We start from the raw sequence: 12,233 nt of genomic DNA, 5'->3' as shown, positions 1-12,233 counted from the left end.
CTCGCGTTAGAGGTCAGAAATAGGGTTGGTCGCCCTGCCATCGGCAGGCATGCGCAAGCGATCGTCGTTCAGGAACAGTTCGCACCACAGCCGCCAGAGCTTGACCAGCCGTTGCTGGCCGCCGGCCTGGCGCATCTGCCGGGTGGCCCGCACCAGCACGCTCGCAAACGACTGGGCATAGAGCCGACAGGTGCCGCAGTCGATGTTCGGCGTACAACATTTTCCACGACTCTCGCTCAGGTCGGTGTTGTAGTGGCGCAGGGTCGAGGTCAGCAGCACGCCACAATCGCGAGTCACCTCGCCCGGCCCCTGGGCATCCGGATACAGTCCTGCGGGGTCGTGAATCAGTTGGTTGAAGTCGGCCTCATAGAGGATCCGCAGGCCGGGCTGCTGCAATAGTTCCCCGATGCTGTCCCTGGCGCGGCGCAGGTCATCGGCGGACAGGACCAGGTTGTCGGCTGCCGTGCTGGTGATGTGGTACGGGTCGGCACCGGCCCCGCTGCCGATAAAGTCCAGGTACTTGCTGGTGGGGCTGTAGTGGTTGAAGGTCAGCGCCAGACCGTTGTCCGCGCAGAGCTGGGCGATGTACGGAATATCGTCGAGGTTGCGTGCGGTGAGGGTGAACACGAACACCGCGCGGGGGTCGTTGCGGTAGTTCCGGATCTGCTTGGTCATGGTGTCCGCACCGCGCAGCTCGCGGCTACGTTCGGGATTGCCCCACAGCGACACATGCACGCGGTAGTCGATTTCGGCGCTCAGGCGCTTGATGCCATTGGTGAACACCACGCCGTAGGGAATGTGCCGGTTGGCGATCAGCAGCTTGTTCTCGGCCAGCGACGGCTCCGCCCCGCCGAAGTAGCCATAGCGGACTCCACGCGCCGCTTCGCCGGCGAAGAAGGCCTCGATATTGTTGAGATCCTTTTCATCCTGGTGCCCAAGGTAATCGTCACCGGAGAAAAACAGGCAGCCTTCGCAGGTCAGGTTGCAGACCGAGGTGATGTCGTACTGGCTGGGGCGAAGTGGCAGCAGCTCTTCGCGCAACAGGCGCCAGAATTCGGCGTCACTCAGCGAGCGGGCACACGATTGTGGCCCACAGACAACGTCAAGGACGCTCATGCACGATGGCTCCGGGAGGAATTACGGGTAGGGAGACGACTCCGGAACCTGGGCTCGACCCCGAGCGGCTGCGCCCTAATCAGATAGAGTCAAAATAATGGCCATTATGATGCTTCATTGATAGCAAAATGCCAATTTGTTAATAATTATTTCTGAGGTTTTTTTTGCAATTTCCGCTAAACGGCTGGAAACGCTGGGGCGAACGCCATTAAGACGGCGTTTTTCTCAGTGGAGAAAAAGCCAATAAATTGACAAATCTGAGACAGCACAAGATTTGCGCTTGTGCCGTATGAGCGATGCTTTGCAGAAAAACAGAAAGGAATTTATCTACGCGCTCGGCTAATGGAGCGGGAAAAAGAAGAAAACCTACAAAGTAATAAGATCAGCACTTCTACTGTGTAGCCGATACCTGACTATCAGGCCGGCAGCTTCCCCGCTAGCCTAGCCCGCCCGCCACAGCCTCTCTGGATGACTCACAAGGTGAAAAGAAATGACGACCAGGACTCGCGCCCAAGAAGATAGCGTTCTTGAAATGCTTCGAGACGACGAAACATTTGCCATTGAATACTTATCTGTCGCCCTTGAGGAGATCGACGAGGCTGGCGGGGAAGATACGTTTCTTATCGCTATCCGACGCCTTGTGGAGGCGAGAGGTGGTATGAATAGCCTGTCTCAAAGCACTGGCTTGGCCAGGCCGAATCTCTACAGATCCCTGGCAACCGGCGGCGACCCAAGATTATCGACCGTGCTGAAGGTGCTTCAGGCCCTAGGCATAGGTATGTCCAAAGTGGTATCCCACCGCTCACGCTCAGCAACAGCAGAAGCTGTGCTTGATATCACCGCGTAAAGGGCACCAGTGAATCCCTGATGAAAGTGTTTTAAGCGCGGTATCGCGTCATGGCCGTTTAGCCGCTGCCTATTGGCACCCGGTTAGCACACCTGTGGCGGAGCGTGTGGGGCAGGCTTCAGCCTGGCTGGTTCCCTCGGACACCGGTTTGTCACCCCCACACGGTCTGCCTCCCCAAAAATCCTACAAGATAATAAGACCCGCACTTCCATTGCGTAGCCGATGCCTGACTATTAGATTGGCAGTGCCGCCACTAGCCTAACCTCGCCGCAGTCAATCCTGTGGTCGGGTGTCGCAACCTGCTTTGTGTGTCTGAGGCGCGGTTTCGCGCCATAGCTGTCTGGCTGGCATTTCTGATGTCCGGCTAGTGCATTTCTATGGCGGACTGTGCGGGGCAGGCTTCGGCCTGGCCGGTTTCCTCAGACGCCGGTTTGCGACCCTCGTACGGTCTGCCACCCTTTCCGTGTCGCAACGATGGAAGGCAGTTCCTTAACCCGTCTGAGGAGATAAGGATAATGGCCTCCCCCCCCTTTTATGCACGGGCACCGCCCACTACGCCCAGCTTCGTTACATCGCGATCAAGGAGACCACCTTCATGATTGATCGCTCGCTACTGTCCCGCCTACCTCCGTCGGACCTGATCCGACTGGCCGCCCTGCATCCTCTTGAAGCAGCCGCTCATTTTCGTGTCGCCGCCAGATTCTGCCTCGACGGTGCCCGTTGCGTGGCCTTTCGTAACCTGGAACAGGAACGCCTGGCCCATCGCCTGATCGCCGATGGCATTGCGCTCTACACCCTGGCCTTTCAGCGACTGGAATCGCCACAGCCTCGTGCCATCCACATCCCGGCGACCCGGCGACCCGCCAACGATACCCCCGAACAGCCGACGCCCTGGGACAATCATTACGCCCGACAACTCGCCGATGGCGCCCGCGAGGCCGAACGCTGGCTGCACGGAGCAGATACGTCACCACTCTGGGCCGAACTGGCCCGGCGGCGCCGGCTTTATCGGACTGAACCGTGCCGGGAGGCTTTCGAGACGGGATTTCTGCGGCGGATTCAAGGCTATCTGAAGGCCTGAAGGCAGCAGTCTTGTGGAGGCAGGCAAAACAGCTTTTCTGTATCAGAAACGAAAAAGCCCCTGAGTCTCACGACCTCCGGGGCTTTATCTACATAGTGAGGAAAAATAGAAATTCCCCCCCTCCGGTGTTCAAACAAATTGGCGTTACGCCCACTGCCAACGCGCAGAGTCAATGAAGCGGGAGGCCCCCCTGAGGCTTTGGCACGCCAGAGATTTTCCGAACCGATTTACGTGAAGTAAATATTTCTATCTGGCGATTCCCGGGTTGGCGGTGTATCTGAAATCAGCAAACAGATCTCCTCTTGCGCAAGTCCCACCACGGGACTAGGATAACCCCATGAGAATCATCGCTATCAGCCAACTCAAAACCTTTTGGCAGAAGCACCCGGACTCCGAGCAATCCCTCCTGGCCTGGATTGACGAAGTAAAGCAGGTGCACTGGCAAACACCGGCTGAGATCAACGCCCAGTATCGCCACGCTAGCGTTCTCAAGAGCCGCAGGATCGTATTCAACATAAAAGGTAACGACTATCGGCTCGTAGTTGCCGTGGCATACCGCTACGGCGCCCTCTATATCAAATTCATCGGCACGCATGAGCAATACGACAGCATTGATGCCAATACCGTCGAAATGGAGTAACCCATGAATATTCGTCCGATCCGCACCGAACAGGATTACCAGGACGCGCTGAAGTCCGTATCCCCGCTGTTCGACAATGAACCGGACCCCGGCACCCCGGAAGGTGACTACCTTGAAGTGATGATCACTCTGATAGAAGCCTATGAGGCGAAGCATTTCCCGGTCGACCTGCCCAACCCGGTGGATGCCATCCGGTTCCGAATGGAGCAATCCGGATTGTCGGCAGCTGACCTCGTACCTGCTATTGGCCGTCAGAACAGGGTTTATGAGGTGCTCAATGGCAAGCGCGCGCTTACGCTACCCATGATATGGAAACTTCATGATATGTTTGGGATTCCGGCAGAAAGCCTGATCAGGCCGGTAAAGGCTGGATAAGCAGATAGTAGAAAAATTGTTCGTCGCGCTACCGACTCACTTTTTCCCCTGCAAGCCGAGGCAACAACATTGAGTGCCCGGAACGAAAAAGCCCCTGAAATCTCACGACTTCAGGGGCTTTTCATGTATGGCGGAGAGATAGGGATTCGAACCCTAGGTACCGGTGAAGGTACAACGGATTTCGAATCCGTCCCATTCGGCCACTCTGGCATCTCTCCAATGGCGCGCATCATACCAACACTTTTGCCGGAAGCGAACCCCCTGAGGCAAAAAAATTCCGTGCTATCAGATGCTTGCGTCGATTACAGCGGTACACCCAGGCGATGGGCAACTTCTTCGTAGGCTTCGATGACGTCACCGAGGCCCTGGCGGAAGCGGTCCTTGTCCATCTTCTTCTTGGTGTCCTTGTCCCACAGGCGGCAGCCGTCCGGGCTGAACTCGTCACCCAGGACGATGGAACCGTCGCTGAACACACCGAATTCGAGCTTGAAGTCGACCAGCAGCAGGCCGGCATCGTCGAACAGTTTGCTCAGGATCTCATTGACCTTGAGCGACAGCTCCTTCATGCGTGCCAGTTGCTCGGCGGTGCCCCAACCGAACGCCACGACGTGGGATTCGTTGATGAACGGGTCGCCCTTGGCGTCGTCCTTGAGGAACAGTTCGAAGGTGTAGGGGTTGAGCTTCATGCCCTCTTCCACACCCAGGCGCTTGACCAGGCTACCGGCCGCGTAGTTACGCACGACGCATTCCACCGGGATCATGTCGAGTTTCTTCACCAGCGACTCGTTGTCACCCAGCAGTTTGTCGAACTGGGTCGGTACGCCGGCCGCTTCGAGCTTCTGCATGATGAAGGCGTTGAACTTGTTGTTCACCATGCCCTTGCGATCGAGTTGTTCGATGCGCTTGCCGTCGAACGCCGAGGTGTCGTTGCGAAACAGCAGGATCAAGCGGTCAGCGTCGTCGGTCTTGTACACCGACTTGGCTTTGCCGCGGTAGAGTTCTTCACGTTTTTCCATGATGGGCTCCGCTTGTTAAGTTGTTGGGCCCGGCGATGTGTCGCCAGTCGAGCCCTGAATCTTGATCGGCCAGTTGCAGCCAGTCCGGGTCGCACCCGAGGGTGTCGACAAAACATTGCCGGGCCAGCTGCGGCAGGTTGTTCTTGCTGCTCAGGTGGGCCAGCACCAGGTGTTGCAAGCCCTGCCAGCCCAGCTCGGCCACCAGGTTTGCGGCCTGGTGGTTGTTCAGATGTCCTTCTTCACCGCCAACCCGCTGCTTGAGAAAGTACGGGTAATGCCCCCGTGCCAGCAGGTCGCGGCAATGATTGGCTTCGATCATCAATGCATCGAGGCCACTGTAGCTGTCCATGACGGTCGAGCAGTACGACCCCAGGTCGGTCAGCAGGCCGAAACGCCGTTCACCATCGCTGAACACGTACTGCGTCGGTTCCAGGGCATCGTGGGCCACGGCAACGACGTCGATGTCCAGCGCGCCGATGCGCAAGGTTTCACCTCCTGCCACGAACCCTGCCGGTTCGACAGGTTTGCGCATCCCGCGCAAGGTACCGCGACTGAGGTACACCGGTAGATTGTAGCGCCGAGACAGCAAACCCACGCCATGCACATGGTCGGCATGTTCGTGGGTCACCAGGATCGCGCTCAGTTGCGCCGGGTGCATACCCAGGCGCGCCAGGCGCCGCTCGGTTTCCCGCAAGGAGAAACCACAATCGACCAGTACACAGGTGTCGCCACTGGCTATCAGTGTGCCGTTCCCTTGGCTACCACTGCCGAGAACGGCAAAACGCATCGTCAATCAGCCCAGGTTGTCCTGAATCACACCCAGCACACGGCGCGCCACATCAGCCGGCGCAACGGTGTTGATGTCTTTCTCGACGGTGACCTGCACACTGTCGCCGACCTTGCTCAGGCGAACCTGATAACGCTCGGCACGGGCTTCGATTTCTTCCTTGGCCGGTTTGCTGCCGAACAGCTTGCCGAAGAAGCCAGGCTCTTCGTTCTTGCGCTCGGCCTTTTCCGCCAGGTTGATGTAGTACAGACCCAGGCTGCGGTTAATGTCTTCAACCCGCCATTGCCCCTGTTCCAGGGCACGGCCGACGCTGGACCAGGCACGATCGAGGTCTTCGCCGACGTTGAGCACCGGGTTGCCGCTGCCGTCCTGGCTCAGGCTGACGCGGCTCGGGGTGTCGAAGTCGCGAGCGGCCAGCAGGGAGACCGAACCACCCTTCTCGGCGCTGCGGCTCATGCTCGACAGCATCTCGTCGACCAGGGCCGAGTCCAGCCCGGTATTGACCGAACGGGCAGTGAAGTCGACGTTGGCGCTGCTGCCGACCGGACGTTCGGCGCTGACCACGTAGATTTCGCTGGTATTGCGCTGTACGCCCGGCTCGATACGCACCCGCACGCGGGTTTCGTTGCCGGCAGCGCCACTGCTGCCCAGACGTTTGGCCAGGCTCGCCGACAGCTCGTCGGAGTGCTGCCAGGCGGTGGTGAACTCACCGGTCTGCGGACGCTGCGCGTCGATGCGGAAGCCATTGTCCTGGAAGAACTGCATCGCCACCGACCAGACTTCAGCCGGCGGGTGCTGGCCGAGGATCCAGCTCGAGTCGCCGCTCTTCTGCAGGCTGTAGTCGCTGGCACTGGCCGCGACCTGCAACGGCTGCGGACGTGGCACTTCGTACGGGCCCTTGACGGTTTCGCTGGCGACGTTGCGCGGGATCGGCAACAGCGGGTCAAGCCGCTTGCTGGTGGAAACATCCGGCGGCAGTTGCATGGCTGGCGTCTGTTGCGCCTCCAGGTAATCGCTGCCACGGTCGCGGAAATAACCTTCCGGACCCCAAATCCAGCCGCAGCCGCTGGTACTGCTGATAATCAAGGCAAGTGCGGAAAGTCCGGCCAATCGCTTCATGCGGTGTGTTTCCTCAATTAAACCAGGACGCCGGACTGGCGCATGGCCTGCCGCAGCGGTTCGTGACAGGCAGCGCTGAGCCAGGTGAGCGGCAGACGGATACCGTCCGGCATCAGGCCCATCTCATGCAGCGCCCATTTCACGGGGATTGGGTTGGATTCGATGAACAGGGTCTTGTTCAGCGGCATCAGTTTCTGGTGGATCGCGCGGGCCGTCTCGGCATCACCACGCAGCGCGGCGGCGCACAACTCGCTCATGTCACGCGGGGCAACGTTGGCAGTGACCGAAATATTGCCCTTGCCGCCGAGCAGCATCAGCTCGACCGCCGTGGCGTCATCGCCGGAGTAGACCAGAAAGTCGCTGCTCACACCGGCCAGGATAGCCTTGGCACGCTCCAGGTCGCCGGTGGCTTCCTTGATAGCGATGATGTTCGGCACGCTCGACAGGCGGATCACGGTCTCGGCCTGCATGTCGCACGCGGTGCGGCCCGGCACGTTGTAGAGGATCTGCGCAATGTCGACCGCTTCGGCGATGGTGCGGAAATGCTGGTACAGGCCTTCCTGGGTCGGCTTGTTGTAGTACGGGGTCACCAGCAGGCACGCATCGGCCCCAGCGCTCTTGGCGTTGGTGGTCAGCTCGATCGCTTCACGCGTCGAGTTGGCACCCGTGCCGGCGATCACCGGGATGCGTCCCGCCACCTGGTCGACCACCCGACGAATCACTTCGATGTGCTCGTGCACGTCGAGGGTCGCCGATTCACCCGTGGTGCCGACCGCGACAATGGCATTGGTGCCGTTTTGCAGGTGGAAGTCCACCAGTTTGCTCAGGCTGTCCCAGTCAAGACGACCCTGTGCATCCATGGGTGTGACCAGTGCCACCATACTGCCCGCAATCATGCAACCGCTCCTGCCGGAAAAAGAGAGCGGTAATGGTACTGGCGCCATCAGCCTTGTACAAGCGAAGTACTCGCCATGAGCATTCCCCTTGGCGCCGGTTTTCGCTACCCTTCAGACTTTGATCGGTACTGAGTCAGTCATGTGCCGGGTTCCAGACTCCCTTTTCGCTGCCCGAAACCCGCTCAAACCCTGTCGCCGCCCGCTCTCGCACCTGCTTGAGAGGCTGCTGCAAGCGTTTGATCGATCTCCGGCGGCGACCTGTGCAGGCAAAACCCGATCCATACTGGTCCGAGACGTACCGACCGCTCATCGCTTTAGGAATGCTGCATGTCCACCCCCACTGTCCGCGAACAATTCCTTGTCATCAGTGCCCTCGGCCCCAACCCCATCGAGCTGACCAACGTTCTGTGCCGCGCCAGCCATGAAAACCGCTGTGCCGTCTCGACTTCGCGCCTGACCCGCCATGGCGAGTACAGCGCGCTGGTCCTGCAGATTTCCGGCAGCTGGGATGCCCTGGCCCGACTCGAGGCCGGCTTGCCGAACCTGGCGAAGAAGCATGCCTTCATCGTCAACGTGGTACGCAGCGGCTCCCTGGAGAACCGCCCACAAGCCCTGCCATATGTCGCCTATGTCAGTTCGGCCTACCGTTCGGACATCATCAACGAGCTGTGCCAGTTCTTCATCGATCACAATGTCGAACTGGAGAACCTGACCTGCGATACCTACCTGGCCCCGCACACCGGTGGCACCATGCTCAACGCCACCTTTACCGTGACCCTGCCGCCTGGCGTGCAGATCAGCTGGTTGCGTGACCAGTTCCTGGACTTCGCCGACGCGATGAACCTCGATGCGCTGATCGAACCCTGGCGCCCACAGAACCCCATGTAAGGAGCCAACATGACTGTTGTCATCAATGAAGTTGTCACCGATTTCGAGGCACCGGCCACCAGCGGCCAGACCGTCAGCCTGTCAGGCCTGAAGGGCAAGCAGGTGGTGATCTACTTCTATCCCAAGGACAGCACCCCGGGCTGCACCACCGAAGGCCAGGGCTTTCGCGACCAGTACGCGGCGTTCCAGGCGGCCAATACCGAGGTGTTCGGGGTGTCGCGCGACAGCCTGAAGTCCCACGAGAACTTCAAGTGCAAGCAGGAGTTTCCCTTCGAGCTGATCAGCGACAAGGATGAAGCGGTTTGCCAGCTGTTTGACGTGATCAAGTTGAAGAAGCTCTACGGCAAGGAATACCTGGGCGTCGACCGCAGCACTTTCCTGATCGATGCGAAAGGCGTGTTGCGTGAGGAATGGCGCGGCGTGAAGGTGCCAGGCCACGTGGATGCGGTGCTGGCGGCAGCGCAGGCGCTGAACAAGGCCTGACCGAATTGCCCGCGAAGAGGCCCGCAAGCCCCCCAAAAGCTTCGCGGGCAAGCCCGCTCCCACAAAAAGCCAATCCCTCTACAACAACGGCGCCACGATCGGCTCCTTGCGCGGCCAGGCATCCAGCACGGCCTTGAACAGCGTGGCCAGCGGAATCGCGAAGAACACCCCCCAGAAGCCCCACAACCCGCCAAACAACAGCACCGCGCAGATAATCGCCACCGGATGCAGGTTCACCGCCCCGGAGAACAGCAGCGGCACCAGCACGTTGCCATCAAGCGTCTGGATAATCCCGTAGACCGCCATCAGGTAGATGAACTGGTCGCTCCAGCCCCACTGGAACAGCGCGATCAGCATGACCGGCACGGTCACCACCACCGCACCGACATAAGGCACCACCACCGACACCCCCACCAGCAGAGCTAGCAAGGCCGCATAGTTGAGGCCCAGCGCGACAAAAGCGATGTAGGTCACCCCGCCGCAGATAATGATCTCGATCACCTTGCCACGGATGTAGTTGGCGATCTGATGATTCATTTCTTCCGCCACGCGGGTGATAAGCGCCCGCTCACGCGGCAGGTAGCCGCCCACCCAGTCACGGATCTTCGCCCGATCCTTGAGAAAGAAGAACACCAGGATCGGCACCAGCACCAGGTAGATCATCATGTTGACCAGCAACGGCAGGCTGGACAGCGAGAAGGTCAACGCCCACTGGCCGAACTTGCCGATTTCGCCCCGCGCCACTTCGATCGCCTGCAGCACCTGTTCGTCGGAGACCAGGTGTGGATAACGTTCCGGCAGCAACAGCAACAACGACTGCCACTTGACCAACATCCCCGGCAGTTCGTTGAACAGGGTGATCAACTGATGCCAGAGCAGCGGTACCACCACCAGCATGAACAGCAGCAAGCCGCCCATGAACAGCGCGAACACCAGGCCGACCGCCGCTGCGCCGGGCAGGCGCATGCGCTCCAGACCAAACACCAGCCCCTGCATCAGATAGGCCAGGACCATGCCCGCCAATACCGGAGCGAGCATCTTGCCGAGGGTCAGTACGGCGGTGAACGCCAGAAACAGCAGGACCGCCAATACCACCGCTTCCTCATCGGAGAAATAGCGCTGGATCCAGTCACGTAACACTTTGAACATCAATAATCCTTAACGATTTAAGTGCTGGCGATTCAGGCCTTGCGCAGCCAGTAGCGATAGACCCCGGCCTCTTCCTCTTCGCGCACCAGGGTATGCCCGGCCAGTTTGACGAAGGTGCGGAAGTCGCGTTGTGAGCCGGCGTCGGTGGCAATGACCTTGAGCACCGCGCCGCTCGCCAGGCGATTGAGCTCAAGCTTGGCCTTGAGCAGCGGCAGCGGGCAGTTCAGGCCGCTGGCGTCCAGCTCGGCGTCGTACTCTACAGCGTCGGTCATTGCTTCACTCCTGGCGGCGCGCCGGATCGGTTCGTTCGAGCCGCCTAGGATAACCCAAGCGGCGTCGCCTCTGGTCGTCGGCGTGGTGTGCGGCTACAGTAAGGGCTTTGCCGAACTAGAGCCCTGTGCATGACATTTCTGCGCCCCACACTGCTGACGCTCGCCTGCCTGCTCGCCTCCCCTGGCTTCGCCGACGACCTGCCGTCACTCGGTGACGCCAGTTCCGCCATCGTCTCTCCCCAGCAGGAGTATCAGTTGGGTCGTGCCTGGTTGAGCCTGCTGCGCAGCCAGGTCAAGCAACTGAACGATCCACAGCTCAAGGACTATGTGGAAACCACGGTCTACAAGCTGGTCGAAACCAGCCAGGTCCAGGATCGGCGCCTGGTATTCATCCTGATCGACAGCAACCAGCTCAACGCCTTCGCTGCGCCAGGCGGGATCATCGGGATCAACGGCGGTCTGTTCCTCAATGCCCAGACCGAGGGCGAATACGCGTCGGTCCTGGCCCACGAACTGGCGCACCTGTCGCAGCGTCACTTCGCCCGTGGTGTGGAAGCCCAGCAACGCATGCAACTGCCGATGATGGCGGCGCTGCTGACCGGGATCATCGTCGCCGCCGCCGGCGGGGGTGATGCCGGTATTGCCACCATTGCCGGGACCCAGGCCGCCGCTTTCCAGGAGAAACAGCGCTTCTCCCGCCAGAACGAGCAGGAAGCCGACCGGATCGGCATCCTCAACCTGGAAAAGGCCGGCTACGACCCGCGCAACATGCCGACCATGTTCGAACGCCTGATGCGCATCTACCGCTTCGATGCCAAGCCACCGGAATTCCTCCTGACCCACCCGGTCACCGAATCGCGGATCGCCGACACCCGCAACCGCGCCGAACAGGCCACGCCCGGCGGTATCGAAGACAGCCTGCGCTACCAGTTGATCCGTGCCCGCGTGATGCTCTCCTATGAGGACTCACCGGGGCTCGCAGCCAAGCGCTTTCGCGCCCAGCTGGACGAAAACCCCAAGTCCGAAATCGCTCGTTATGGCCTGGCCATCGCCCAGATCAAGGGCAGCCAGTTGAATGACGCCCGGGAGAACCTCAAGCCATTGCTGGCCAAGTCACCCAACGAGATCATCTACAACCTGGCCCAGATCGAGCTCGACATCAGTAGCGGCCACCTCCCGGATGCCGTACAACGGACCGATCGGATGCTGGCGCTGTATCCTGGCAACTATCCGCTGAAACAGGTCAAGGTCGATCTGCTGGGCAAGCAGAACAAACCGGCCGAGGCCGAGAAGGTGTTGGTCGACCTGCTCAAGACCCGCCCGGACGACCCGGATATCTGGTATCAGATCGCCGAAACCCGCGGCCAGTCCGGTAATATCATTGGCCTGCACCAGGCACGGGCCGAGTACTTCGCGCTGGTCGGCGACTTCAAGCAGGCAATCCAGCAACTGGATTTCGCCAAGCGCCGTGCCCCGAACTTCCAGCTGGCGTCGCGCATCGATGCACGGCAGAAGGAAATGATCGATCAGGAACGGCTGGTCAAGGACATGCTGGGCGGCTGAT

14 protein-coding genes and 1 tRNA gene are annotated in these 12,233 nt (G+C 60.1%); 7 read left to right on the top strand and 8 right to left on the bottom strand.

From position 1 onward, the window contains the following. Positions 1-6: 6 nt before the first annotated feature. On the bottom strand, positions 7-1,116 hold the full coding sequence (locus tag BLU37_RS14955; RefSeq protein WP_090206052.1) for a radical SAM protein: 1,110 nt from the start codon (positions 1,114-1,116) through the stop codon (positions 7-9). A gap of 490 nt (positions 1,117-1,606) precedes the next feature. Here BLU37_RS14955 and BLU37_RS14950 point away from each other — a divergent pair, with 490 nt between their 5' ends. The 4 genes from BLU37_RS14950 to BLU37_RS14935 all read left to right on the top strand — a co-directional run bounded on the left by BLU37_RS14950 (position 1,607) and on the right by BLU37_RS14935 (position 4,059). After that, positions 1,607-1,963, top strand: coding sequence for an addiction module antidote protein (locus tag BLU37_RS14950; protein WP_090206051.1), 357 nt, complete (start codon positions 1,607-1,609; stop codon positions 1,961-1,963). A gap of 595 nt (positions 1,964-2,558) precedes the next feature. Further along, entirely contained in the window at positions 2,559-3,044 is a 486-nt protein-coding gene (locus BLU37_RS14945) for a LasR-specific antiactivator QslA (protein ID WP_090206048.1), read from the top strand. A 337-nt stretch (positions 3,045-3,381) separates the two neighbouring features. Then, complete coding sequence (locus tag BLU37_RS14940) at positions 3,382-3,684, top strand: type II toxin-antitoxin system HigB family toxin (RefSeq protein WP_090206045.1); 303 nt, start codon at positions 3,382-3,384, stop codon at positions 3,682-3,684. Positions 3,685-3,687: 3 nt separating this feature from the next. Continuing rightward, positions 3,688-4,059 (top strand): helix-turn-helix domain-containing protein, encoded by a 372-nt coding sequence (locus tag BLU37_RS14935; protein ID WP_010450178.1) that lies wholly within the window; start codon positions 3,688-3,690, stop codon positions 4,057-4,059. 128 nt (positions 4,060-4,187) lie between these two features. Here BLU37_RS14935 and BLU37_RS14930 read toward each other — a convergent pair. From BLU37_RS14930 to dapA, 5 genes are all read right to left on the bottom strand, one after another. Then, positions 4,188-4,277, bottom strand: a tRNA-Ser gene (locus BLU37_RS14930). Positions 4,278-4,361: 84 nt separating this feature from the next. Next, on the bottom strand, positions 4,362-5,075 hold the full coding sequence (purC, locus tag BLU37_RS14925) for a phosphoribosylaminoimidazolesuccinocarboxamide synthase (protein ID WP_010450180.1): 714 nt from the start codon (positions 5,073-5,075) through the stop codon (positions 4,362-4,364). Then, positions 5,062-5,862, bottom strand: a complete 801-nt coding sequence (locus BLU37_RS14920) for an MBL fold metallo-hydrolase (RefSeq protein ID WP_090206042.1) — start codon at positions 5,860-5,862, stop codon at positions 5,062-5,064. Before BLU37_RS14920 ends, purC begins: the two co-directional genes overlap by 14 nt. Positions 5,863-5,868: 6 nt before the next feature. After that, entirely contained in the window at positions 5,869-6,981 is a 1,113-nt protein-coding gene (gene bamC, locus BLU37_RS14915) for an outer membrane protein assembly factor BamC (protein ID WP_090206039.1), read from the bottom strand. A gap of 17 nt (positions 6,982-6,998) precedes the next feature. Further along, positions 6,999-7,877 (bottom strand): 4-hydroxy-tetrahydrodipicolinate synthase, encoded by an 879-nt coding sequence (dapA, locus tag BLU37_RS14910; RefSeq protein WP_090206037.1) that lies wholly within the window; start codon positions 7,875-7,877, stop codon positions 6,999-7,001. A gap of 327 nt (positions 7,878-8,204) precedes the next feature. Here dapA and BLU37_RS14905 point away from each other — a divergent pair, with 327 nt between their 5' ends. Both BLU37_RS14905 and BLU37_RS14900 read left to right on the top strand, forming a co-directional pair. Continuing rightward, positions 8,205-8,765: a glycine cleavage system protein R gene (locus BLU37_RS14905; protein WP_090206034.1), complete on the top strand. Its 561-nt coding sequence runs from the start codon at positions 8,205-8,207 to the stop codon at positions 8,763-8,765. A 9-nt stretch (positions 8,766-8,774) separates the two neighbouring features. After that, positions 8,775-9,248, top strand: coding sequence for a peroxiredoxin (locus tag BLU37_RS14900; RefSeq protein WP_090206030.1), 474 nt, complete (start codon positions 8,775-8,777; stop codon positions 9,246-9,248). 78 nt (positions 9,249-9,326) lie between these two features. Here BLU37_RS14900 and BLU37_RS14895 read toward each other — a convergent pair whose 3' ends face one another. Then, entirely contained in the window at positions 9,327-10,397 is a 1,071-nt protein-coding gene (locus BLU37_RS14895; RefSeq protein ID WP_010450192.1) for an AI-2E family transporter, read from the bottom strand. A gap of 32 nt (positions 10,398-10,429) precedes the next feature. Further along, positions 10,430-10,669 (bottom strand): sulfurtransferase TusA family protein, encoded by a 240-nt coding sequence (locus tag BLU37_RS14890; protein ID WP_090206028.1) that lies wholly within the window; start codon positions 10,667-10,669, stop codon positions 10,430-10,432. A gap of 129 nt (positions 10,670-10,798) precedes the next feature. Here BLU37_RS14890 and BLU37_RS14885 point away from each other — a divergent pair, with 129 nt between their 5' ends. Continuing rightward, a complete protein-coding gene (locus BLU37_RS14885; RefSeq protein ID WP_090206025.1) occupies positions 10,799-12,232 on the top strand; it encodes a M48 family metalloprotease in 1,434 nt (477 codons plus the stop codon). Position 12,233 lies beyond the last annotated feature (1 nt).

Source organism: Pseudomonas asplenii (assembly GCF_900105475.1).
GTDB classification, from domain to species: domain Bacteria; phylum Pseudomonadota; class Gammaproteobacteria; order Pseudomonadales; family Pseudomonadaceae; genus Aquipseudomonas; species Aquipseudomonas asplenii.
The sequence above is the reverse complement of the archived record's forward strand: the minus strand, read 5'-3'. Positions and strand labels throughout refer to the sequence as shown.

Excerpts from the sequence above, each read along its gene's own strand:
- BLU37_RS14955 (WP_090206052.1), bottom strand. The coding sequence starts at position 1,116 with ATGAGCGTCCTTGACGTTGTCTGTGGGCCACAATCGTGTGCCCGCTCG.
- BLU37_RS14950 (WP_090206051.1), top strand. The coding sequence starts at position 1,607 with ATGACGACCAGGACTCGCGCCCAAGAAGATAGCGTTCTTGAAATGCTT.
- BLU37_RS14945 (WP_090206048.1), top strand. The coding sequence starts at position 2,559 with ATGATTGATCGCTCGCTACTGTCCCGCCTACCTCCGTCGGACCTGATC.
- BLU37_RS14940 (WP_090206045.1), top strand. The coding sequence starts at position 3,382 with ATGAGAATCATCGCTATCAGCCAACTCAAAACCTTTTGGCAGAAGCAC.
- BLU37_RS14935 (WP_010450178.1), top strand. The coding sequence starts at position 3,688 with ATGAATATTCGTCCGATCCGCACCGAACAGGATTACCAGGACGCGCTG.
- purC (WP_010450180.1), bottom strand. The coding sequence starts at position 5,075 with ATGGAAAAACGTGAAGAACTCTACCGCGGCAAAGCCAAGTCGGTGTAC.
- BLU37_RS14920 (WP_090206042.1), bottom strand. The coding sequence starts at position 5,862 with ATGCGTTTTGCCGTTCTCGGCAGTGGTAGCCAAGGGAACGGCACACTG.
- bamC (WP_090206039.1), bottom strand. The coding sequence starts at position 6,981 with ATGAAGCGATTGGCCGGACTTTCCGCACTTGCCTTGATTATCAGCAGT.
- dapA (WP_090206037.1), bottom strand. The coding sequence starts at position 7,877 with ATGATTGCGGGCAGTATGGTGGCACTGGTCACACCCATGGATGCACAG.
- BLU37_RS14905 (WP_090206034.1), top strand. The coding sequence starts at position 8,205 with ATGTCCACCCCCACTGTCCGCGAACAATTCCTTGTCATCAGTGCCCTC.
- BLU37_RS14900 (WP_090206030.1), top strand. The coding sequence starts at position 8,775 with ATGACTGTTGTCATCAATGAAGTTGTCACCGATTTCGAGGCACCGGCC.
- BLU37_RS14895 (WP_010450192.1), bottom strand. The coding sequence starts at position 10,397 with ATGTTCAAAGTGTTACGTGACTGGATCCAGCGCTATTTCTCCGATGAG.
- BLU37_RS14890 (WP_090206028.1), bottom strand. The coding sequence starts at position 10,669 with ATGACCGACGCTGTAGAGTACGACGCCGAGCTGGACGCCAGCGGCCTG.
- BLU37_RS14885 (WP_090206025.1), top strand. The coding sequence starts at position 10,799 with ATGACATTTCTGCGCCCCACACTGCTGACGCTCGCCTGCCTGCTCGCC.